The sequence below is a fragment of the Duncaniella sp. B8 genome (assembly GCF_005304985.1).
Taxonomy (GTDB): domain Bacteria; phylum Bacteroidota; class Bacteroidia; order Bacteroidales; family Muribaculaceae; genus Duncaniella; species Duncaniella muris.
In genome coordinates this window covers 1,625,448-1,646,954 of the sequence record NZ_CP040121.1, presented here as the reverse complement: position 1 = coordinate 1,646,954, position 21,507 = coordinate 1,625,448, and the positions used below count along the sequence as shown (strand labels likewise).

Annotated in this window: 13 protein-coding genes and 2 pseudogenes; 13 read left to right on the top strand and 2 right to left on the bottom strand. The window is 54.4% G+C overall.

Going from position 1 to position 21,507, the window contains the following annotated elements; translation table 11 throughout:
- The first annotated feature begins 288 nt into the window (after positions 1-288).
- Together FDZ78_RS07200 and FDZ78_RS14955 are read left to right on the top strand one after the other, a co-directional pair.
- Positions 289-1,578, top strand: a complete 1,290-nt coding sequence (locus tag FDZ78_RS07200) for an ATP-binding protein (RefSeq protein WP_107031184.1) — start codon at positions 289-291, stop codon at positions 1,576-1,578.
- 147 nt (positions 1,579-1,725) lie between these two features.
- Positions 1,726-1,902 (top strand): annotated as a pseudogene (locus tag FDZ78_RS14955) (transposase); the annotation flags it as partial.
- A gap of 274 nt (positions 1,903-2,176) precedes the next feature.
- Here the strand turns inward: FDZ78_RS14955 and FDZ78_RS07190 are convergent.
- Positions 2,177-2,398, bottom strand: a complete 222-nt coding sequence (locus FDZ78_RS07190) for a DUF2795 domain-containing protein (protein WP_107033196.1) — start codon at positions 2,396-2,398, stop codon at positions 2,177-2,179.
- Between the two features lie 217 nt (positions 2,399-2,615).
- On the opposite strand from FDZ78_RS07190, the pseudogene FDZ78_RS07185 reads away from it, so the two are divergent.
- From FDZ78_RS07185 to FDZ78_RS07160, 6 genes and pseudogenes are all read left to right on the top strand, one after another.
- Positions 2,616-3,491 (top strand): annotated as a pseudogene (locus FDZ78_RS07185) (glycoside hydrolase family 140 protein); the annotation flags it as partial.
- A gap of 294 nt (positions 3,492-3,785) precedes the next feature.
- Positions 3,786-7,055, top strand: a complete 3,270-nt coding sequence (locus FDZ78_RS07180) for a SusC/RagA family TonB-linked outer membrane protein (protein WP_370292909.1) — start codon at positions 3,786-3,788, stop codon at positions 7,053-7,055.
- Positions 7,056-7,074: 19 nt separating this feature from the next.
- On the top strand, positions 7,075-9,075 hold the full coding sequence (locus FDZ78_RS07175; RefSeq protein WP_124075956.1) for a RagB/SusD family nutrient uptake outer membrane protein: 2,001 nt from the start codon (positions 7,075-7,077) through the stop codon (positions 9,073-9,075).
- A gap of 159 nt (positions 9,076-9,234) precedes the next feature.
- Positions 9,235-10,626 (top strand): pectate lyase, encoded by a 1,392-nt coding sequence (locus FDZ78_RS07170; RefSeq protein WP_168181980.1) that lies wholly within the window; start codon positions 9,235-9,237, stop codon positions 10,624-10,626.
- A 158-nt stretch (positions 10,627-10,784) separates the two neighbouring features.
- Positions 10,785-13,031, top strand: a complete 2,247-nt coding sequence (locus FDZ78_RS07165) for a TonB-dependent receptor (protein ID WP_137426192.1) — start codon at positions 10,785-10,787, stop codon at positions 13,029-13,031.
- Between the two features lie 209 nt (positions 13,032-13,240).
- On the top strand, positions 13,241-14,173 hold the full coding sequence (locus tag FDZ78_RS07160; protein WP_136408310.1) for a hypothetical protein: 933 nt from the start codon (positions 13,241-13,243) through the stop codon (positions 14,171-14,173).
- A 150-nt stretch (positions 14,174-14,323) separates the two neighbouring features.
- On the opposite strand, the gene panB is transcribed toward FDZ78_RS07160, so the two are convergent.
- Positions 14,324-15,145 carry a 3-methyl-2-oxobutanoate hydroxymethyltransferase gene (gene panB, locus FDZ78_RS07155; protein ID WP_124075955.1) on the bottom strand — a complete coding sequence of 274 codons (822 nt, stop codon included), beginning with the start codon at positions 15,143-15,145 and terminating at the stop codon, positions 14,324-14,326.
- Positions 15,146-15,348: 203 nt separating this feature from the next.
- On the opposite strand from panB, the gene FDZ78_RS07150 reads away from it, so the two are divergent.
- The 5 genes from FDZ78_RS07150 to FDZ78_RS07130 all read left to right on the top strand — a co-directional run bounded on the left by FDZ78_RS07150 (position 15,349) and on the right by FDZ78_RS07130 (position 21,478).
- Positions 15,349-16,257, top strand: a complete 909-nt coding sequence (locus FDZ78_RS07150) for an AraC family transcriptional regulator (protein WP_107033203.1) — start codon at positions 15,349-15,351, stop codon at positions 16,255-16,257.
- 147 nt (positions 16,258-16,404) lie between these two features.
- Positions 16,405-16,830 carry an HIT family protein gene (locus tag FDZ78_RS07145; RefSeq protein ID WP_107033204.1) on the top strand — a complete coding sequence of 142 codons (426 nt, stop codon included), beginning with the start codon at positions 16,405-16,407 and terminating at the stop codon, positions 16,828-16,830.
- Between the two features lie 97 nt (positions 16,831-16,927).
- Positions 16,928-18,745, top strand: a complete 1,818-nt coding sequence (locus FDZ78_RS07140; protein ID WP_136408309.1) for a Na/Pi cotransporter family protein — start codon at positions 16,928-16,930, stop codon at positions 18,743-18,745.
- Positions 18,746-18,767: 22 nt separating this feature from the next.
- On the top strand, positions 18,768-20,183 hold the full coding sequence (locus FDZ78_RS07135; protein WP_123399583.1) for a TIGR00341 family protein: 1,416 nt from the start codon (positions 18,768-18,770) through the stop codon (positions 20,181-20,183).
- The gene (locus FDZ78_RS07130) at positions 20,180-21,478 is read left to right on the top strand and encodes a glycosyltransferase (protein WP_123399585.1); all 1,299 of its coding nucleotides are present in this window, start codon (positions 20,180-20,182) and stop codon (positions 21,476-21,478) included. The genes FDZ78_RS07135 and FDZ78_RS07130 overlap by 4 nt, the downstream gene beginning before the upstream one ends.
- Positions 21,479-21,507: the final 29 nt, after the last annotated feature.

Sequence of the window (21,507 nt, the reverse complement as noted above, 5' to 3'; positions counted from 1 at the left end):
AGTACTCCTCCTCGTTGAAAAGTCATACATACTATGTATGTCAATCAGTTATAAAATATGTGGTGTAATATGGACAAACATATTTCACGATCTGACAGCGTGAAATCGAATGGACAAACAAATGGGTAGGGCAATGGATACATATCACAAAAATCAAAAATAAATCACCGCAAAAAACATAAACATATTACCACAAAAACCAAAAGTATTTTGTCGCAAAAATCAAAATTACACTTTGACAATAAAGAAATTCTCACTATCTTTGCAGAAACAAATGTCAGTAAAGAAATGCCATATTTACCTCGCATTGCGGATACTACACTGCGTGAACATCTTGACGCGTTTGGAGCTGTACTCATAGAAGGCCCCAAATGGTGTGGCAAAACAACTACCGCAGAACAACAGGCCAATAGTGAACTTAAACTTCAGTTGCCCGACACTCGTGACGGCTATCTTGCCACAGCCGCAACCAAGCCTTCTCTTCTTTTGGATGGTGCCACTCCACGACTTATTGACGAGTGGCAGGATGCTCCGACGTTGTGGGATGCCGTAAGAAGTGTTGTGGATGAGAGACAGAAGGTTGGGCAGTTTATCCTTACAGGATCGAATTCTGTAGACAAGTCAAATATATTACACACCGGAACCGGCAGGATTGCAAGGATAAGGATGGCGCCTATGAGCCTTTGGGAATCCGATGAATCCACAGGCGAAATCTCTCTCATGGAACTGTTCGACAATCCCGAACTTGAGATTGACGGCAAGATGTCATGTCTCGATATAAAGCAGTTGATTTTCGCATCCTGCAGGGGCGGTTGGCCGGCTTCGCTATCTCTTCCGACAACAAGGGGAAAGCTGTTGGTGGCCAAGAATTATGTTCAAAGTGTATGCTCTACGGATATATCCACTGTCGACGGCGTTGCTCGCAGTGAAAAGCTCGCACGTGAGATTCTGCGCACCTATGCAAGAAACATCTCGACTCTTGCGAAGAAACAGAAAATGATAAAGGATGTTGTGGCTACAACAGAAAGCTGCACAGAGCCAACGTTCGACAGTTATGTATTGGCTTTGGAGAAACTGTTTGTTATTCAGGACATTGATTCATGGTCGCCTGCCGTGCGTTCTGCCACAGCAATCAGAAGAGGGAAGAAAAGAGGCTTTACAGATCCATCCATCGCAGTTGCGGCATTAGGACTTTCACCAGAACGGCTGCAAATGGATTTGAAAACCTATGGTTTCATATTCGAGTGTATGGCAATGAGGGATCTTCGCGCGTATTCCCAATCATGCTTTGGAGCTATATCGTATTATCATGACAGGTATGATCTTGAAGCAGACGCAGTCCTGCATCTCGACGACGGCAGATATGCGCTGATTGAGTTTAAGCTCGGTGGTGCTGAAATAGACAAAGGTGCAGAGCATCTTCTTGAAATCCGAAATCTTGTAAGAAAAATGAATGAGCGCGAAAAGCAGATTGTAATGGAAGAGCCTGCACTGTTGCTGGTAATAACAGGTGGCCCAATGGCATATACTCGGCCCGATGGCGTAAAAGTTATTCCTCTTGCCTGTTTGAAGGACTAATAATCGTTGTCACAACATATCACCGCCCAAATTAACATGAAATCGTTTTCCAATATACCGGAACTTCTCGGTCGCCTGCATACGGAGCGGCAACTTCTGCATGCTCTTTTTCCTGACTTCATTACTCAAAAAATTGAGTGATGAAGTCAGGAATGGATACTGAGTCAGCCGAAAAACGACTGTCAGATGGTGGAATACGACAAGGGATACGGCAAACGTCTGCTGGTGGGATATAACGCCGACCGCGCCCGCAAGGATGCGTATAACCGCGAGAAAGGACTCCGCAGGCTTGAAAAGGCATACCGCAGAGGCACACTCACTAAGATGACTTTACCACAGAGCAAGCAGGCGATATCCCGAACGCATCAACGCATCGCACCTTTCTTCTCGGATGATTTTTGGGGTACGCGTTGACGAAGTCAGGAGTTATACGACAGTTTATCCCGATTGTTTATATTCCTTTTTTATCGGTGCGCTAATTTTACGCCAGTTTATTATGCTGTAAAAGGGGGTAAAATGCAAGAAAAAAGAGTTGGGCTGTCGCGTAGTGCGAAGCTCAACTCTTTGGTATTCTTTGGGTTAATCCTTTTGCGTGGGCTTAGTATTCCTCCTCGTTGAAGAAGAAGTCTTCTTTCTGGGGGTAGTCGGGCCAGATGTCTTCGATACATTCATATGTGTCGCCTTCGTCCTCCATCTCCTGAAGGTTTTCTATTACCTCCAGCGGAGCGCCGGAACGCATGGCGTAGTCTATCAGCTCCTCTTTGGTTGCGGGCCAGGGTGCGTCTTCAAGTTTTGATGCTAATTCGAGTGTCCAGTACATGGTTGTGAAGTGTTTATGTGTATGTTCGTTTTTTGTGGGCGCAAAGGTAAGAATTTTATCTATATATACAATCGAATTCGCTTCTTGATTTGTTAAATCTTCTAAATGGCATCATCACCCGGCGTTAAACCGCAAATTATTCTCTAATTTTGCATCCGGACCGTCCTGATGGTCCCGGTGTTTTACGCCATAGCAACCGTATAATCAGCCCAATGCCATGATCACATTTCCTACCTCGCAGCTCTCCCGTCTGTTTGCTGCCATCTGTCTGACACTCACTATCCTCACGGCCTCTGCCGCCGAACGCCCCTGGACTCACGGACCGCTGAAAGTCTCTGCCAACAACCGCTTCCTCTGCCACTCCGACGGCACCCCATTCTTCTGGCTCGGAGACACCGGCTGGCTTCTCCCTCAGAGGCTCGATCGCGATGAAGCCGCCCACTACCTGCGCCGATCCGCTGCCGACGGCTACAATGTTGTCCAGATCCAGGTCATCAACGGTGTGCCCTCATTCAATACATACGGTGCCCCTTCCCATCCCCGACGGCACTGAAGAAGATGTCTGGATGTACGTCGACTCTGCCACCGTCCGCCAGCCCCTGCGCCCCGTCCTCGACGGCGAGCCAAGCTACGAAGACATCCCCTAGGACTCCACTCCGATCTCGAACCGCGCTGGAACGACCTCGACATCCGCCGCTACGCCTACTGGTCAGTCTTCGCCGGATCATGCGGACATACCTACGGCCACAATGCCATCATGCAGTTCGTCCGCCCCGGAGTCAACGGTGCCTACTTTGCCGACGGCGAAGCCAAACCCTGGTGGAAAGCCCTCTCCGACCCCGGACGCGGCCAGATGAAACACCTCAAACACCTCATGCTTGCTTTCCCCTACTTCGAGCGCCGCCCTGACAGCCTCATAGTCCGCGACAACGGCATCCACTACCAGCGCCTCCTCGCCACCCGTGGCTCCGACTGGCTCATGGTCTACAACCACACCTCCCGCCCGATGAATCTCGACCTCAGCCGTATCAGCGGCTCCGGCAAACACATCTGGCTCATGAACCCCGCCGACGGCAGCCTCCTCTACATCGGCACCCACAGCGGGTCCCACCTTACCATCGACCCTCGCAAAATCCCCGGCGCCCCCCTTTTCTTACTCTGCCCTACCGGCCACCCTCTATGTCATAAATACAATAAGCACACAACCCGACAGAACCCACAATTAACCTATTTTAACTATTCGGGGGGGGTAATTTGTCTAATTTTATCTAATTTTGCGCAAAATTTGTGCGTCTCGGAACCGTTTTTAAGATTTCTAATACCATTTTTTACCTTAATAACAGCACAAGAAGGTGCTACATTCTAATTGTTTTTAACCAATACCATTATGAGAGACAAGCAATGTTTTGTTTCAGCCGTCTGCTCCTCACTGATCCGGCGGTTGTACATCTTTATGCTTCTGACCATGACAGGCATCACTGTCAACGCCCAGACTCTTTCGGTAAGCGGAACGGTGATCGACACCGAAGGCGAACCGATGATCGGAGCCAACGTAATCATCAAAGGAACCACTACAGGCGTGGCCACCGACGTTGACGGCAAGTATTCACTTAAAAATGTCCCCGCAGACGCCACACTCCGCTTCAGCTACATCGGCTATCAGACCCAGGAAGTAGCAGTCAAAGGCCGCAGCGTCATTGACGTGACCCTCCAGCCCGAAGCAGCCATGCTCGACGAAGTGGTTGCCATCGGCTACGCCACCGTGCGCCGCAAAGACCTCACCGCCGCGACTTCATCGGTAGGAGGTGCAGAACTTGCAAAAATGCCGGTGACAACAGCCGCCCAAGCCCTCACAGGCAAAGCCGCAGGTGTCAACGTAATCACCCAGAGCGGCGCGCCCGGTGCCGACATCAACATCACCGTCCGCGGCGGAACATCAATCACCCAGGGATCAGAACCCCTTTACATCGTTGACGGCTTCCAGATGGAATCAGGCCTCCAGAACGTCGACATCAATGACATCGAGACAATCGACGTAATGAAAGACGCCTCAGCCACAGCCATCTACGGTTCTGCAGGTGCCAACGGTGTGATCCTCATCACAACCAAATCCGGAAAATCAGGCAAAAGCGAAGTAAGCTACAACGGCTACGTCAGCTTCAGCCGTCTCGGCAAGAAGCTCGACCTCCTCGGAGTGGAAGACTACGTGCGCTACCAGTATGAATTCCAGGCACTCCGCGGCAACCTCGACAACTTCGCCAACATATTCGGCGGAAGCGTCAGCGACCCCGATTTCTACACCGGAGCTGACAGCCGCATAGCAGAAATGTACCGCACACGCCAAGGCATCGACTGGCAGGACGAAGTATTCGGCAAAACCGGTATCACCCAGAACCACAACGTAAGCATCACCGGAGGCAACGAGCGCACCAACTTCATGGTCAGCTACAACTACACCGGTGAAGACGGCATCATGGACCGCCACAACTACAGCAAAAACAGCGTCCGCGCCAAACTCAACCACAAGATCTTCGACAACGTACGCTTCAACTTCGCCACCTCACTCCAGTCAACCACAACCGAAGGCGGCGGATCGCTCGGAGGCACACTCAAGCAGACAATCCTCCAGCCCATCACCGGAGGTGTGCTCTGGACCAACGACCAGATGCTCAACCAGGACCTCGCCGATGAATTCCTCGCAATGCCCGGCGGAACAAACTATGATGCAAACAACCCCATCATCAACAACCGCTCGATCGACAACAAAAAGTTCAAGCGCATGGCCACCGTCAACGCCGGACTCGAAATCGACATCATCAAAGGACTGACATTCCGCACAGCCGGCAGCTACATGTGGACCCAGACCCGCAAAGACTACTGGGACAACGGCAACACAAAGACCGCCGCTTCCAACAAGAGCCCCTACGGCTACGGTTCGCGCGACAACTTCGAAGACTCCAACTGGCAGATCACCAACACACTCAACTACTCCTTCGACCTCAACAAGAAGCACAACTTCACAGTGCTCGTCGGCCAGGAGACCTCTCACTGGGAGTCGATGAAACTTGAAAACGAATACCGCTCATTCCCTGACGGCAACTTCGGGCTCAATGATGTCAGCATCGCCACCCCCTACCAGTGGAAATCATCCAAATCTCAGATCGGCCTCGTGTCTGTATTCGGCCGTCTCTCCTACAGCTTCGAAGGAAAATACCTTCTGAACGCCACAGTCCGCGGCGACGGCTCCTCGAAATTTGCCAGAGGCCACAAATGGGACAGCTTCCCCTCCGTCTCCGCCGCATGGCGCATCTCTGAAGAGAAATTCATGGAAGCCACGCGCAACTACATCCAGAACCTCAAGCTACGCGCAGGCTACGGCGTGGCCGGCAACAACAAGATCGACAACAACATGTATGCCACCGAATACGGCTCAGGCCACTACGGCAACGGATCTTCTGACTTCCCGACCTTCGTCCCCGGAACCACCCTCGGCAACCCCGAACTCGTATGGGAAAAGACCAAGACTTTCAACGTCGGTCTCGACCTCTCAGCCTTCAACAGCCGCGTAAACCTCCAGCTCGACTGGTACAACAACCAGTCTGACAACCTGCTCATCAAAAACAAGATCCCCAGCTCGACAGGCTACACCCACCAGTTCCAGAACATCGGCTCGATCCGCAACCGCGGTATCGAAGTTGTGCTCAACACAGTCAACATCGCCACCCGTGACTTCTCATGGACAATGGACTTCAACATAGCCTTCAACCGCTCGAAAGTCCTCTCCATCTACGGCAATGCCGAAAATGACTTCTTCATCCAGGACTACGAATCGCGCATGGGCTTCAAGATCGAAAAAGGCAAACCCCTCGGACAGTTCTACGGACTTGTCTATGACGGCATCTACACCACCGACGACTTTGACCAGCTCTCTGACGGCACCTACAAGCTCAAAGACGGAGTGGCACGCCTCAAAGGCTTCAACGGAATCGTACGTCCCGGCGATGCCAAATACAAAGCCATCTCAGGCGAGACCGACGCCAACGGCAACCCCGTCTGGAGCGTAAACGACCGCACCGTCATCGGCAACGCCTCCCCGAAATTCATCGGCGGATGGACCAACACCTTCATGTACAAAGGCTTCGACCTCTCGGTGTTCATGAACTTCAGCTACGGCAACAAAGTCTTCAACATGAGCACCCAGCGCTTCATCGGCCCCTACCTCCCCAACCAGAACACCCTCTCCAAGATGGCCAACCGCTTCACCCTCATCGACCCCGCCACAGGTGAAGCCACCACAAACCTCGCCCGCCTGGCCGAACTCAACCCCGGACAGCACAGCGGCAAACTCATGTGGAACATTTCCGAAAACAACAAGACCGCCATCTCGGACCACAGCAGCTACTACATCGAAGACGGATCGTTCCTGCGCATCAACACCATCACCCTCGGCTACACTCTCCCCAAGAAAGCCATCCAGAAGATACGCCTGAGCAACCTGCGCTTCTACGCCACTGCAAACAACATCCACACCTTCACCGACTACACCGGTTATGACCCCGAAGTAGCCGTGTCGGCAAGCGCTCTCACTCCAGGCATTGACAACTCTTCATATCCCCGTGCCAAGAGCTGGGTAATCGGCGTAAACCTCTCATTCTAATCCAAATCAGAACTCTATCATGAAAAAGATATTCAACATAATGGGTGCCGCACTGCTGCTCGGCACTCTGACCACCTCATGCGAGGACTGGCTCGAAATGCCTTCGGAATCAAAGGCCGACAGCGAATCGGTGTTCGCCACCGTAAGCCGCGCCGACATGACCGTGGCCGGATGCTACACCTCACTCCACCACCAGGAACTCGGCTACCAGCTCCTCGAAGGCACCGACGAAAGCGCATCGAAGGAAAGCAACTCGAAATACAACGTCAGCAACTACGATTATACCAACCTCACCGGTATGCTCAGCAACGTTTACACTTCGATGTACAAATCCATCGAATACGCCAACGTCTGCATCAGCAAACTCGGCAAAGTGCCCGTATCGTCAGAAGCTGACCGCATCCACGTCAACGGACTCATGGGCGAAGCCCTCGCCGTAAGAGCCTACGCTTACTGGAACCTCGTGCGCTTCTACGGTGATGTACCCTTCAACGAACGCCCCACCTCGGAGCTCAACACCTTCGAATCATCACGCGTGAGCCGCGACACCATCTATGACCACTGTGTCCGCGACCTCCAGAAAGCCACCGAGCTCCTCCCCTGGCGCAGCGAAAGCTACCTCTCCACCCCCGAACGCTTCACCAAAAACGCAGCCTACGGCATCCTCGCCCGCGTGGCCCTCTACGCCGCCGGACAGTCTCTGCGCTGGAACCTCGACCAGGTGCCCTATGACAACTCCACCGTGCGCATAGACCGCCGCGATGATCAGAAACGCGTCCGCGAGCTCTACCAGATCGCAGCCGACGCCTGCTTAGCAGTGATCCAGAAAGGCGAAAACGACCTCGTCAGCAACTACGACCAGCTCTTCCGCGACCTTGCGCTCAAACAGTACAACAGCGAGACCATGTTTGAATACGGCTGGTATGGAGCCAACTCCATTGACTGCCGCACAGGCTACGTCAACGGCCTCCCCGGATCAGGCGAAAGCCTCACCCTCGGCAAACCGGGCTCACAGATGATGGCCATCCCGACATTCTACTTCGAATTCGAAGACGGTGACCAGCGCCGCGACGTGTCGGTCTGCAACTACGCCCTCATCCTCAACAAGGCCGGTGACACATACCGAATGAACACCTACGCCGGAATGGGAGTAGGCAAATACCGCATCAACTGGAAAAGCGAAATCGGCGCCAGCAACTCGCGCCGCGACATCAACTGGCCCATACTCCGCTACTCCGACGTGCTCCTGATGTATGCCGAAGCCCTCAACGAGCTCAACAACGGCGCCACCGACGAAGCCGTCAAAGCCGTCAAGAAAGTGCGCATGCGCGCCTTCCGCAACGATGAAGCCAAAGCAGGCGCCATCCCCACCGGCCACGACGAATTCCTCGACTTCATCATCCAGGAACGCAAGCTCGAACTCAGCAACGAAGGCCTGCGCCGCACCGACCTCACCCGCTGGGGCATACAGTATGAACATCTCATGGCCGAAAAAGCCAAACTCGTGCAGCTCTGCAAGCGCGAAGGCCGCTACGCCGACGTAGCCCCCTACCGCGCCTTCCGCATCACCTCCACTCCCAAGCTCCAGGACCCCAACATCGCACTCCCCTACATCGATGTCAAGGAGTCAGACCTTTCGCAGATGGACCTCACCGCTGACCAGATCTCAGACCTCCACATCCTCAACTCAGCCTCCAAAGGATCTGCAAAATGCAAATTCTATGAAGCAGGAGGCAACGTCTACTTCAGCCGCAGCCTCGTGCCCGCCGGAGTCGACGCCGAAGAAGTGGAATACACCGTGCTCAACATGTTCAGCATCAACACCGCCACCCAGAAAGGCAACCTCTCTGTGACAAAAGTGGCCGGCGTATCTGACGAAAACACCTGGATCACCAACTCAACCGGCACCGGCATCTTCTACGGCCTCACCAAAAACAAGACCGAGCTCATGCCCTTCCACCAGACCGCCATCATGGATGTCAACCCCGGCCTGGCCGGACAGCAGCACCCCGGCTACTGATCATCGGAATGAACCTTACAGGAACCGTTAAATAATAATAATCCACTTGATCCGGACGGCGGAAACAGGCGGCAGCATCCGCCCGTAACCGCCGTCCGTTTTTCATCACTCTCCTGACAGCCACAACCGCCCCAACAACCCCTCCACCACCACTGCACCATGAAACAGACATCTCGCACCCTCACCCTGCTCCTCACAGCCGCAGCAGCTATCTCCGCCTCAGCCGCTGCCCCTCTCGCCTTTCCCGGAGCCGAAGGCTACGGACGCCACACCGCCGGAGGCCGCGGCGGACGCATCATAAAAGTGACCAACCTCAACGACAGTGGCCCCGGAAGCCTGCGCAACGCAGTAGAAGCCACCGGTCCCCGCACCGTGGTCTTTGACATCGACGGCACCATCGAACTCCTCTCACCCCTGCGCATCAACAACGACAGCATCACCATAGCCGGACAATCGGCCCCCGCCGACGGCATCTGCCTCAAAGACTACCCCCTCGTCATCAACGCATCGGAAGTCATAATCCGCCACATCCGCGTGCGCCCCGGCGACCGCCACAACCTCGATAGCGACGGCATAGGCGGCGGACGCTACGGCCAACGCAACGTAATCCTCGACCACTGCTCCGTCAGCTGGAGCATCGACGAATGCCTATCCATCTACAAAACCGAAAACCTCACCGTGCAGTGGTGCCTGATAAGCCACAGCCTCAACAGCTCCGTCCACACCAAAGGAAGCCACGGATTCGGAGGCATCTGGGGAGGCTACAAAGCCACATTCCACCACAACCTACTCGCCAACCACGCAAGCCGCAACCCCCGCTTCTCATCGGTCGACGGCACAAAATGGGTCGACTTCCGCAACAACGTGGTCTACAACTGGGGATTCAAGACAGCCTACGGCGGAGGCCACCACGCCGAAATCAACATGGTGGCCAACTACTACAAACCCGGCCCCGCCTCGCAACACAGCCGCCTGCTCGACGTAGCCGATGACGCCACCGGCCGCTACTACGTAGCCGCAAACCACATCGAAGGCTCCCCCCAAGCCACCGCCGCCAACCGTCTGGCCGTCACCGACCGCCCCGGCAAACCCTACATGCGCCACCGCCGCAGCACACCCCCCGAAGCAGGCATCAGCCCCGCAGCCATCCCACAGCCCGGCTCCGCAGCCTCCACATGCCTGGTCAGCTCACCCTTCCCCTACGTGATGATCAGCGAAGACAGCCCCGCCGAAGCCTACCGCAGAGTGCTCGACCAGGCCGGCTGCAGTTTCGCGCGCGACAGCTACGACAGTGACGTCATACGCCAGGTCAGACTCGGCCTCGGCGAAAACGGCAGCAACGGCATCATCGACACCCCCTCTCAGGTAGGAGGCTGGCCCCTGCTCCGCAGCGCCTCCCCCGCTACAGACACTGACGGCGACGGAATCCCCGACGCCTGGGAAACAGCCCGCGGTCTCGACCCCCGTGACCCCGCCGACGCCACAGCTCGCACCCTCGACCCCGGAGGCTACACAAACATCGAAATCTACCTCAACTCCCTCGTCCGATAACCCCCGGCCATCAAGCCTATCCGCGGTGCTCCGGGCCTTCACGCAGATTTAATAATTATTTAATATAATCTATTAAATCGGTTTGACCATTAATTGCTACCTTTGCATTCTCTTTCCTTGAAAGCACTCAAAATTTCTAAGGTAAAACCCCACTGATAATGTCTCTACGTCTGCCCGCGCTCTTAACACTGCTCTGCGTATCCGGACCGGCCATCGCCTCCACAGCCCCTGACGGAATCACCCCCGACAGGCTCATGGAAGGCCCTGACACGCTGCAGATAGGCGAAGTCAACATCACCTCCGTCAAGCAGGGCCGTTCGCTGCTGCGCCAGCCTGTCACAGTAACCACCATCCGCCAAAGCGAACTGGAACGCTTCGACATAGCCGGAATGAAAGGCGTATCGGAAATCGCCCCCAACTTCTTCATGCCCGACTACGGATCGCGGATGACATCGTCAATCTACGTCCGCGGCATCGGCGCCCGCATCGACCAGCCCGCCGTGGGCCTCAACGTCGACAACGTCCCCTATCTCAACAAAAACGCCTATGACTTCGACTCGCCTGACATAGAGCGCATCGAAGTGCTCCGCGGGCCACAGTCAACGCTCTTCGGACGCAATACCATAGCCGGACTTATCAACGTCTACACCCTCTCGCCCATGTACTACCAGGGGCTGCGTCTGCATGCCGGAGCCGCCACTCACGGCAACTACCGCCTCGGCCTCTCATATTACCGCCGCTTCTCCTCCTCATGGGCCTCATCGCTCAGTGCCTCAGGCTCCCGCCGCGAAGGATATTTCCGCAACAGCCACAACGGTGCCCGCGCCGACCGCGAACACAACGAATCGCTGCGCTGGCGCACCATATTCCGCCCCTCATCGGCCCTGAGCATCGAAAACGTGGCCTCCTACAACCACGCCCACCAGAACGGCTACCCCTATGCCTCGGCCGAAAGCGGACTCATCGACTACAACGACCCGACCTTCTACCGACGCACAGCCTTCACCGACGGTCTGACCATCACCTGGACCACCCCCGCCTTCACCCTCGCCTCAATCACCGGATTCCAGTATCTGTCAGACAACATGACTCTTGACCAGGACTTCCTGCCCGAAAGCTACTTCACCCTTACCCAGAAGCAGCGCGACCGCAACGTCACCCAGGACATCGTCATCCGCGGAAAAGCCGGTGACTACGGCTGGCTCGCAGGAGTCTTCGGCTTCTACAAATATGCCGACATCAACGCCCCAGTCACCTTCAAGGAAGACGGAATCAACCGCCTGATCCTCGACAACGTCAACTCACAGCTCCCCGCCGGAATGCGCCTCGCCTGGGACCAGCCCGAACTCCTGCTCGGCTCCGACTTCCGCAACCCCGTCAAAGGCATAGCCGTCTACCACCAGAGCTCCTATGACATCGACAACCTCTCGCTCTCACTCGGCCTCCGCTTCGACTACGAGCACACCGCCCTGCGCTACCACAGCTATGCCGATGCCTCGGCCACCATGTGGCGCGGACAGATACCACTGCGCACACAGGAGATCCACATCGACAACAGCGACCGCCTCAAACAGCACTTCGCTCAGTTTCTTCCCAAGTTCAGCATCACCTACAACCTCCCCCACTCCGCAGTGTTCTTCTCCGTGGCAAAAGGCTATAAATCAGGAGGGTTCAACACACAGATGTTTTCCGACTTCCTGCAGCAGCGCCTCATGGAAGAGATGGGCCGCCCGGCTGAATACGACGTCGATAAAATGGTCAAATACCGCCCCGAAATCTCCTGGAACTACGAACTGGGAGGCCATTTCAGCGTAGACCGCAACCGCGTCTACTCCACCTTTGCCCTCTTCCTCATAGAATGCCGCGACCAGCAGCTGACCATGTTCCCCGACGGCACCACTACAGGCCGCATAATGGCCAACGCCGGCCGCACCCGCAGCCTCGGCGGAGAATTCACTCTCAACTACCGCCCCACAGACCGCTGGCACTTCAACCTCGCCTACGGCTACACCCGCGCCACCTTCCGCCGCTTCTCTGACGGCATAAATGACTTCAGAGGCAAACGGGTGCCCTACGCTCCGTCCAACACCCTCTTCACCGCCGCCACCTACCGCCAGCCCCTGACACTCGGATGGCTCGATGCCGTAAGCCTCACAGCCGACATGCGCGGCACCGGATCAATCTACTGGGACGAAGCCAACCTCTGGCGCCAGCCCTTCTACACCGAATTCGGCGCCACCCTCCGCTTCGAATTCCCCGCAGGATCGTTTGAACTCTGGGGCAAGAATCTCACCGACCGCAGCTTCAATACCTTCCGCTTCGAGTCGATGTCAAACAGTTTCTTCCAGCGCGGACTCCCCGCCCGCGGAGGCCTCACCCTCCGCCTCGACTTCCCTTCGCTCTAATGGGAGGGTGATATCCAGAACGCTATTTCAGAACCTCTTAGCGCTTTTTTAACCCTTCTTTGCGCTTTTTTAACTAAAGCCCGCACACTCTCCGACAATAAGAGCCCGCGAGCCACGTTAAACTATAGACTTCGAGGCCGTTTGAAAACAGCCTTTTATATCATCAATAATATAGAAATCAAACAATAGCACACAAACACCAGACAATCATGAAGAAATATCTTCTTTCGTCAGCTATGCTGGCAGCCACTCTCAGCCTGACCTCCTGCCTCGGAAGCACAAGCGACGAGCAGGTACTGACCTACAACTATGGCAGTAGCGAATCCTGCTTCAACCGCGTGATCGACCTCCAGGACGGTAGCGAATTCATAGCAAGCTCACCTTCCTACAGCCTCAAATACACCCCCGCGGAAGCACAGGTGGAAATCACCCTCTCAAACATCATCCTCAGCCCCGCAGCCTCACCGCTCTCCTTCAAGTTCCCGGCAATGAAATACACTCAGGACCAGCTTGACGGATTCATCGTGACCACCGGCCGCAGCATCGTCCCTGAAAACGCCGGAAACTCCACCTATGTATTCGACACCTTCAACCTCCGCGCCTACTTCGGACGCCCCAGCCACCTCGGATCGGTCTACTATATCCGCTACCAGCTCGACATAAACAACGAGCCCCGCTATGAAGTGACCACCTATGCCAAGCGCAACGCCTATGTCGGCCCGGTGATAGCCACTGACCTCACTGACAACAGCGTCTACAACACTGCCAACAATCTTGACGCTCAGGCAGACACCTACTACATCGTCAACCTCGACCAGGAGAAACGCACCGCCACACTCCAGGTCTACAACGGCAAATATTCCGACAGCATGACCCCGCTGGTATTCATGGTCAAGGACCTCCCCTACACCTACACAGAATACGGCTATACCATCGTGGCCGGAACTGACAATGCTCTCCCCGTCTACACCGCTACTTCTGGTGAAAAGCCGGCCGAAGGCCTGGAGATGACAGATCTCTCCATTGTAGGCAACCTGCAGAACGGTGCCACAATCCGCTTCAAATGCAATCTCGGCGACAACGACAAGTATAACGTGACCGCCAATCTGCGCTATCTCCTCTACAATACAAACAAGAATTGATCCTTTTTATTCAGGATTATAATCCCTTGGAAATATGACAGACGGCATCCGAACCATCGGATGCCGTCTGTCATATTTCCATTTTACTTTTATTTACGGTGCCGGATGAAATCCCGGCAGGAGCTTAGATCGTTGTTAAAAAACAACCTCTTAGTATTGTTCTTTCTCGTTGGGGAAGTCTGAGCTTTTGACATCGGAGATGTAGTTGCCGATGGCGTCTTCAATTACTGTGCCGAGGTCGGCGTAGCGGCGGAGAAAGCGGGGGGTGAAGCCTTTGTTGATTCCCAGCATGTCCTGGAGTACGAGTACCTGGCCGTCACATCCGTTGCCGGCACCGATGCCGATGGTGGGAATGGTGAGGCTGCCGGAAACTTCGGTGGCGAGAGCTGCCGGTATTTTTTCAAGTACGATAGCGAAGCAGCCGGCTTCTTCGAGGAGGCGGGCATCAGCTATGAGTTTACGGGCTTCGGATTCCTCGCGCGCGCGGACGTTGTAAGTTCCGAATTTGTTGATGCTCTGGGGTGTGAGTCCGAGGTGGCCCATTACTGGGATTCCTGCCGAGATGATGCGGCGGATGGATTCGATGATCTCTTCGCCTCCTTCAAGCTTTACGGCTTCGGCGTTGCTTTCCTTCATGATGCGTATGGCAGACGCAAGAGCCTGAGTGGAATTGCCCTGGTAGGTGCCGAAGGGCATGTCGCAGACCACGAGGGCGCGCTTCACACCGCGGGTGACGCACTGGGCGTGATAGATCATCTGGTCGAGGGTGATTGGGAGGGTTGTTCCGTAGCCGGCCATTACGTTGGCTGCGGAGTCGCCTATAAGTATTGCGTCCATTCCGGCTTCATCGACGAGACGGGCCATTGAGTAGTCATAGGATGTGAGCATGGCGATTTTTTCGCCTTTTGCTTTCATTTCGATAAGGCGGCGTGTGGTCACCTTGCGGGGATCTTCAACGGTATAAGTTGACATTGTTTATTCCAATTTAGATTCTTAGAAGCTTTTTCATGCGGGAGTTTCTGATGATGAAATTCCGCGACAAAGGTATTAAGTTTCTGCAAAATGACCAAGTTTATCTCTGCCGAGCAGAGGACGGATGACCTTTTTCGGGGACTTACTTACCAATATTACGGACGGTTGGGTGACGGGACGGAAATTGTGATTATATTTGCCTTATGGAAAAGAATATTGTGAATCTGGATTCGATCGATGCCTACAACAAGCTTTACGGGCTTACCACACTGCACCCGCTGGTGACTGTCATTGACCTGAAAGAGGCCAAACAGGTGGTGAATAATATCAGGATCAAATATGGCGTCTATGCTCTGTTTCTGAAGAACGGGGTTGAGTGTTCGCTGCGCTACGGTCGCAAGCATTATGACTATCAGGAGGGCACGGTGGTGAGCTTCTCTCCGGGCCAGGTGATCGATGTGGAGATGAAGCGCGAGGTGCTTGCTCCGGATGTGGTGGGGCTGATGTTTCACCCTGATCTGATCTACGGGACTCCGCTGGGCGACAAGATAGGTGAATTCGGTTTCTTTGACTATTCGCAGATGGAGGCACTGCATCTTTCGCAGGACGAGCGCAATATTTTCCTTGACTGTCTGGATAAGATCAGGAAAGAGCTGGAGCATCCGGTGGACCATCATTCGGCGGCACTGCTTTCGGCCAACATACAGCTGCTGCTTGAGTATCTCCACCGGTTCTATGACCGGCAGTTCATAGTGCGCCATAAGGTGAATTCGGACATAGTGAAGCGCTTTGAGAGGGAACTGAAGGCTTATTTCGAAAGCGAGGAGCGGCGCGATGCAGTGCCTTCGGTGGCCTATTTCGCGGATCTGGTTAGTCTGACTCCTGGCTATTTCGGCGATCTGGTGAAAAAGGAGACGGGCAATACAGCCCAGGAGATGATCTCACGCCATATTGTGGCTGTGGCCAAACAGCGTCTGGCGGCATCGGCAGAGGACATCAGTGTCATAGCCTATGATCTTGGCTTCCAGTATCCGCAGCATTTCACCCGCTTGTTCAAGCGGCTGACGGGTGAGAGCCCGCGGCAGTACAGGGAACACCTGAGCCTGAACTGAGGCGGGAGGATTGTCAGGGAGGTTTGCGGGTTCGGATTATTATGACTAATTTTGTGATTAGGTAACTCTTCAAAATCTCAGAGTCACTTACCGAAGATATCAATACCTAATCCACGAAATCTATTAACCTGAAAAAATATCCGCTTTATGAAAAGTGATCCTAAAGACTGTCTCTATTGCACCAATAACGAGACTCTTCACAATCTGATGATCGAAATCGCCACTCTTGAAGTGTCGAGAGTCTTTCTGTTCAAGGAGCAGACCTACCGCGGCCGCTGCCTTGTGGCCTATAAAGACCATGTCAACGATCTGTTTGAGCTGAGCGACGAGGAGCGCAATGCGTTCATGAAAGATGTCACCCGCGTGACCCGTGCGATGGACAAGGTGTTTCACCCCGAAAAGATCAACTACGGCGCCTACAGCGACAAGCTCTCGCATCTGCACTTCCATCTGGCTCCGAAGTATGTCGACGGCCCTGACTACGGCGGCACTTTCCGCATGAATCCCGGCGAAGTTTATCTGAGCGATGAGGAATATGCCGATATGGTGGCAAAAATGAAAGCAGCTCTGTAAAAAATTCAAAAATTTCTTTATAAATTTGCAGTCGGAGAAAGCCGTGTCCGAATGGAGGACCGTTTCTCCGACTTTTCACACATTTATAACCCGTTACATGAGTTACAGCTTCCTTGACCTCCTGTGTCTTTTAGGATCAGTCGCCATGTTCCTGTATGGAATGAAGGTGATGAGTGAAGGCCTCCAGAAGGCTGCCGGTGACCGGCTTCGTACAATACTTTCGGCAATGACCCGAAACCGGTTTACCGGAATGCTTACCGGTATAGTGATCACTGCTCTTATCCAGAGCTCGTCGGCCTCGACGGTGATGGTGGTCAGCTTCGTCAACGCCGGCCTCATGACACTGGGACAGTCTATGGCTGTCATATTCGGTGCCAATGTCGGCACCACGTTCACGGCCTGGATCATCTCACTGTTCGGATTCAAGGTAGATACTTCCGCATTTATACTTCCGCTGATTGCCTGCGCGGTTCCGTTGCTCTTCGCCAACGCCAGCCGCAAGAAGTCAATCGGCGAATTTCTTATAGGCTTCGCCCTGATGTTCATGGGCCTGGACATGATCAGCGATTATGTACCTGACCTGCAGAGCAATCCAGAAATGTTTGCCTTCCTCGAACGCTATGCGTCGATGGGCTTCGCCTCGGTGCTTCTGTTTATGTTCGTGGGCATGATCATCACGGCTGTTATCCAGTCATCGGCGGCAACTTTTGCCATAGTGCTGATCATGTGTACCAAGGGGTGGATCTCCTTTGATCTGGCCTGTGCGGTTGTGCTCGGTAGCAATATAGGCACTACGATCACACCGCTGCTTGCATCGATGAGCGGCAACGTGGCAGCCAAGCGCACGGCTATGGGCCACCTGCTTTTCAACCTCTTCGGCATAGTGTGGACTCTTGCTGTGTTCTACCCCTTCGTCAGACTCAACGTGCACATCACCGAGTGGCTCGGCCAGGGTGATCCTGACAGCATCTTCAACTATGTGAATGATCTTGAGGCCACGGATCCGCAACTCTACAACAGCATTTTCGACGGCAGTCTGCCGGCGGGACATCCGGTGCTCGCCAAGATAGCCCAGATGCAGTTCAGCGTGTCGTTCGGGTTGTCGATGTTCCACACGGTGTTCAATCTTATCAACGGTGCCATCATGATCTGGCTGACAGGATTCTATGTGACAGTAGTGGAGAAACTGCTGCCCGCCAAACACAAGGAGGAAGAGGAATTCCAGCTCAAGTTTATTGCCGGAGGTCTGATGAGTGCCTCGGAACTCAACATAGCCCAGGCAGAGAAGGAGATAGTGGTCTACGCCCAGAGAGTACAGCGCATGATCGGGATGGCGCAGAACATTGTCCACAACAATTCGGGCAACGAGTTCACCAAGCAGTTCTCCCGCATAGAGAAGTATGAGGAGATCTCTGACCGCATGGAGATCGAGATAGCCAACTATCTGAACCGCTGTTCGGAAGGCAGGCTTTCAAACGAGGGCAAGCACCGCATCGCCGCCATGCTGCGCATAGTCAGCGAGATAGAGAGCATAGCCGACTGCTGTTACGGAGTGGCCAGGATTCTGATACGCAAGCAGGAGGGGCATGTGAATTTCAACGACGAGATCTCGCGCAACATAGACTCGATGTTCATAGCCGTAGAGGCCGCCATGACCAACATGATGCTTCTGCTGCGCAACTTCGAGACCGCCGAGCAGGCCGACATCATCACCTCTTACAATCAGGAGCGCGAAATCAACAACATGCGCAACCAGTTGCGTGTGGCAAACGTTGAAAATATCAACAACCACCACTACGAATATCAGGCCGGCATCTATTACATGGACATCATCGGCTCGCTCGAAAAGATCGGCGACTATATCATCAACGTGGTCGACGAAGTGAGAGCCCAGTTCCGCAAGAAGCCCGCCTGAGCAAGACACACACGCCATCCAAATGCCGTCACTCAAGAAATATCTGGTCAACTACTTCACGCTCACCGACGATCTGCTGCCGCAGGAAGAGGCTGAAAGCGCTATCCGCGAGGGAGTCTCCTTCAAGGGGACCAACATGCTTATCCTTATTCTCGCCATCTTCATCGCCTCGCTTGGCCTGAACACCAATTCGACGGCCGTGATCATCGGCGCCATGCTCATCTCGCCGCTGATGGGGCCCATCATCGGCATAGGCCTGGGAGTAGGAGTGCAGGATTTCGAACTGCTGAAACGGGCGCTGCGCAATCTGGTGATGGCGGCAATGTTCAGTGTGCTGACGTCGACAATCTATTTCATCATCTCGCCTGTGAGCGAGGGCCACAGCGAACTGCTGGCGCGCACATCGCCGACGATCTATGACGTGCTGATAGGATTTTTCGGCGGCGGGGCAGGCATAGTGGCCATAGGCTCGAAGTCAAAGGGCAACGTGATTCCCGGCGTGGCGATAGCCACCGCCCTCATGCCACCGCTCTGCACCGCAGGCTACGGTCTGGCCACCCTGCAGCTCAACTATTTCCTCGGCGCATTCTATCTGTTTCTGATCAACTCGATTTACATAGGCCTGGCCACGTTTATAGGCGTGAAGCTGATGCACTACCATCCGGCGGTCTCCGGAAATCCGGAACGCTCCCGCAAGGTGCGCCGGATTGTCTACACCGTGGCTATCCTCACACTACTCCCTTCGCTCTATCTGACCTACAACATGCTGCGCCAGTCGAGATTCTCGACCAATGCCGACCGCTTCATAGCCCAGCAGTTCAACTTCCCCTCGACCCAGGTGCTGAGCAAAAGTGCGGTCATAGAACATGGCGAGAGGGTAATCACAGTGACACTGATAGGCAAGGTGCTTCCAGCCGACTCGCTGCAGCTGGCCATGTCAGCACAGCTTAAGAACTACGGGCTGGAAGGAGCACGCCTGAACATCATACAGGGTGACTCGCCCGACCTGTCGGAACTCAAAAACGGACTGCCGAGCATGAGCGACATCTATGAGTTTGCCCGCACATCGCTCACGTCGCAGCAGCAGACCATCGACTCACTGAGAAGCGTCATAGCCTTCGCGCGGATCAACGACACGATTGCCGGGCGGATAGCTCCGGAGATCAAGGTGGTGTTTCCGCAAGTGGAGGAGATAGCTGTCAGCCGTGCGGTGTTCGGCAACGTATCGACAGAGAAGCTCGACACCGTGAGCATGGCTCTGGTGAAATACAGCCGTCAGATGTCAGCCGACAAGCAGCGCGAGTTTGAGAACTACCTGAAGGCCCGTCTGAACGACAAAAACATCACCCTGATCAATGTCGGAAACCAGATTAATTTCCAGGCTGCCCGCGCAGGCAAGGATGCCGGCGGGAACGCAACTACCGCAAAGAAAAAATGACACAGACCAACGGCTCAGAATATAGACTGCCTGACAACCTGAGAGGAAAGAAGGTGGTGCTCGTGAATCACTCCGACACTCTCGGTGGGGCCGCGATTGTCACGTTCAGACTTCTGCAGGCCCTGCGCGACCAGGGTGTGGACGCGAGAATGGTGGTCTACACCAAGACCTCGCAGGAACAGAGCGTGGACTGCATATACACACGCTTCCTGCGCTCAATGGCTTTTTGCCTCGAACGGCTGAGAATTCTTCCGGCCGTAGGTTTCGACTACAGCCGTCTGTTCAAAGTGTCGACCGGGTCATTCGCCCTCAATGTCCACCACCATCCCTGGGTAAAGGAGGCCGATATTGTCTGCCTCAACTGGATAAACCAGGGGCTTATGGGAGTCAGAGGCATACGCAAGCTGCATGAAGCCGGAAAAAAGATAGTGTGGACGCTCCATGACATGTGGGCCATGACCGGCATCTGCCATCATGCCTATGACTGCGACCACTACCGGAAGGAATGTGGCGACTGCCAGTTTCTGTCCGGAGGCGGCAGTCCGGGCGATCTCTCGCACAAGTGCTGGGGAAAGAAACACCGCCTGCTGGGCGATGTGCCCATAAGCTACGTGACGGTGAGCCACTGGCTTGAGGAGTGCGCGCGCAGTTCGTCGCTACTCCGCAGCCACAGCATAAGGACTATCCACAACCCCTTCCCTATCGAACAGTTTTACTACGAACGCGACAGGTCGCTCTACACACTGTTCACACCCGACAAGCCGAACATCATCCTCTTCGGAGCCGCGCGTCTCGATGATCCAATCAAGGGTCTCGACTATGCGATAGACGCTCTGAACCATATATTCGACAACTATCCGGAGATTGCCTCGACAACGGCCGTCTACTTTTTCGGACAGCTTAAAAACCAAGAGGCTCTTGACCGTCTGCGCTTCTCGCACCAGTGGCTCGGAATGATCAACGACTTCAAGATCATACGCTATCTCTGCGCCAGCGCCAAGGTGATGCTGTCGACCTCGCTCTACGAGACTCTCGGCGGAACTCTGGTGGAGGGCCAGGCCGGGGGCGCGATTCCGGTGACATTTGGCGGCGACGGCCGCACGGATGTGGTGGAGCATCTTAAAAACGGCTACATAGCGCGCCATAAGGATGTGGAGGATGTGGCGCAGGGCATAATGTGGGCGCTGAAAGCCGACATTCCGCGCAAGGAGCTTCACGATTCGGTAGGCGAGCGGTTCGCCTCACAGGTGATAGCCCGCAAATATATCGATCTCTTCTCGGAAATAATTGATTAATAGGCTTTTAGAGATTGTTTAAAAACAAC

What these genes read in the sequence shown, in the direction of transcription:
- FDZ78_RS07200 (WP_107031184.1), top strand. Translation starts at nt 289, where the DNA reads ATGCCATATTTACCTCGCATTGCGGATACTACACTGCGTGAACATCTT.
- FDZ78_RS07190 (WP_107033196.1), bottom strand. Translation starts at nt 2,398, where the DNA reads ATGTACTGGACACTCGAATTAGCATCAAAACTTGAAGACGCACCCTGG.
- FDZ78_RS07180 (WP_370292909.1), top strand. Translation starts at nt 3,786, where the DNA reads ATGAGAGACAAGCAATGTTTTGTTTCAGCCGTCTGCTCCTCACTGATC.
- FDZ78_RS07175 (WP_124075956.1), top strand. Translation starts at nt 7,075, where the DNA reads ATGAAAAAGATATTCAACATAATGGGTGCCGCACTGCTGCTCGGCACT.
- FDZ78_RS07170 (WP_168181980.1), top strand. Translation starts at nt 9,235, where the DNA reads ATGAAACAGACATCTCGCACCCTCACCCTGCTCCTCACAGCCGCAGCA.
- FDZ78_RS07165 (WP_137426192.1), top strand. Translation starts at nt 10,785, where the DNA reads ATGTCTCTACGTCTGCCCGCGCTCTTAACACTGCTCTGCGTATCCGGA.
- FDZ78_RS07160 (WP_136408310.1), top strand. Translation starts at nt 13,241, where the DNA reads ATGAAGAAATATCTTCTTTCGTCAGCTATGCTGGCAGCCACTCTCAGC.
- panB (WP_124075955.1), bottom strand. Translation starts at nt 15,145, where the DNA reads ATGTCAACTTATACCGTTGAAGATCCCCGCAAGGTGACCACACGCCGC.
- FDZ78_RS07150 (WP_107033203.1), top strand. Translation starts at nt 15,349, where the DNA reads ATGGAAAAGAATATTGTGAATCTGGATTCGATCGATGCCTACAACAAG.
- FDZ78_RS07145 (WP_107033204.1), top strand. Translation starts at nt 16,405, where the DNA reads ATGAAAAGTGATCCTAAAGACTGTCTCTATTGCACCAATAACGAGACT.
- FDZ78_RS07140 (WP_136408309.1), top strand. Translation starts at nt 16,928, where the DNA reads ATGAGTTACAGCTTCCTTGACCTCCTGTGTCTTTTAGGATCAGTCGCC.
- FDZ78_RS07135 (WP_123399583.1), top strand. Translation starts at nt 18,768, where the DNA reads ATGCCGTCACTCAAGAAATATCTGGTCAACTACTTCACGCTCACCGAC.
- FDZ78_RS07130 (WP_123399585.1), top strand. Translation starts at nt 20,180, where the DNA reads ATGACACAGACCAACGGCTCAGAATATAGACTGCCTGACAACCTGAGA.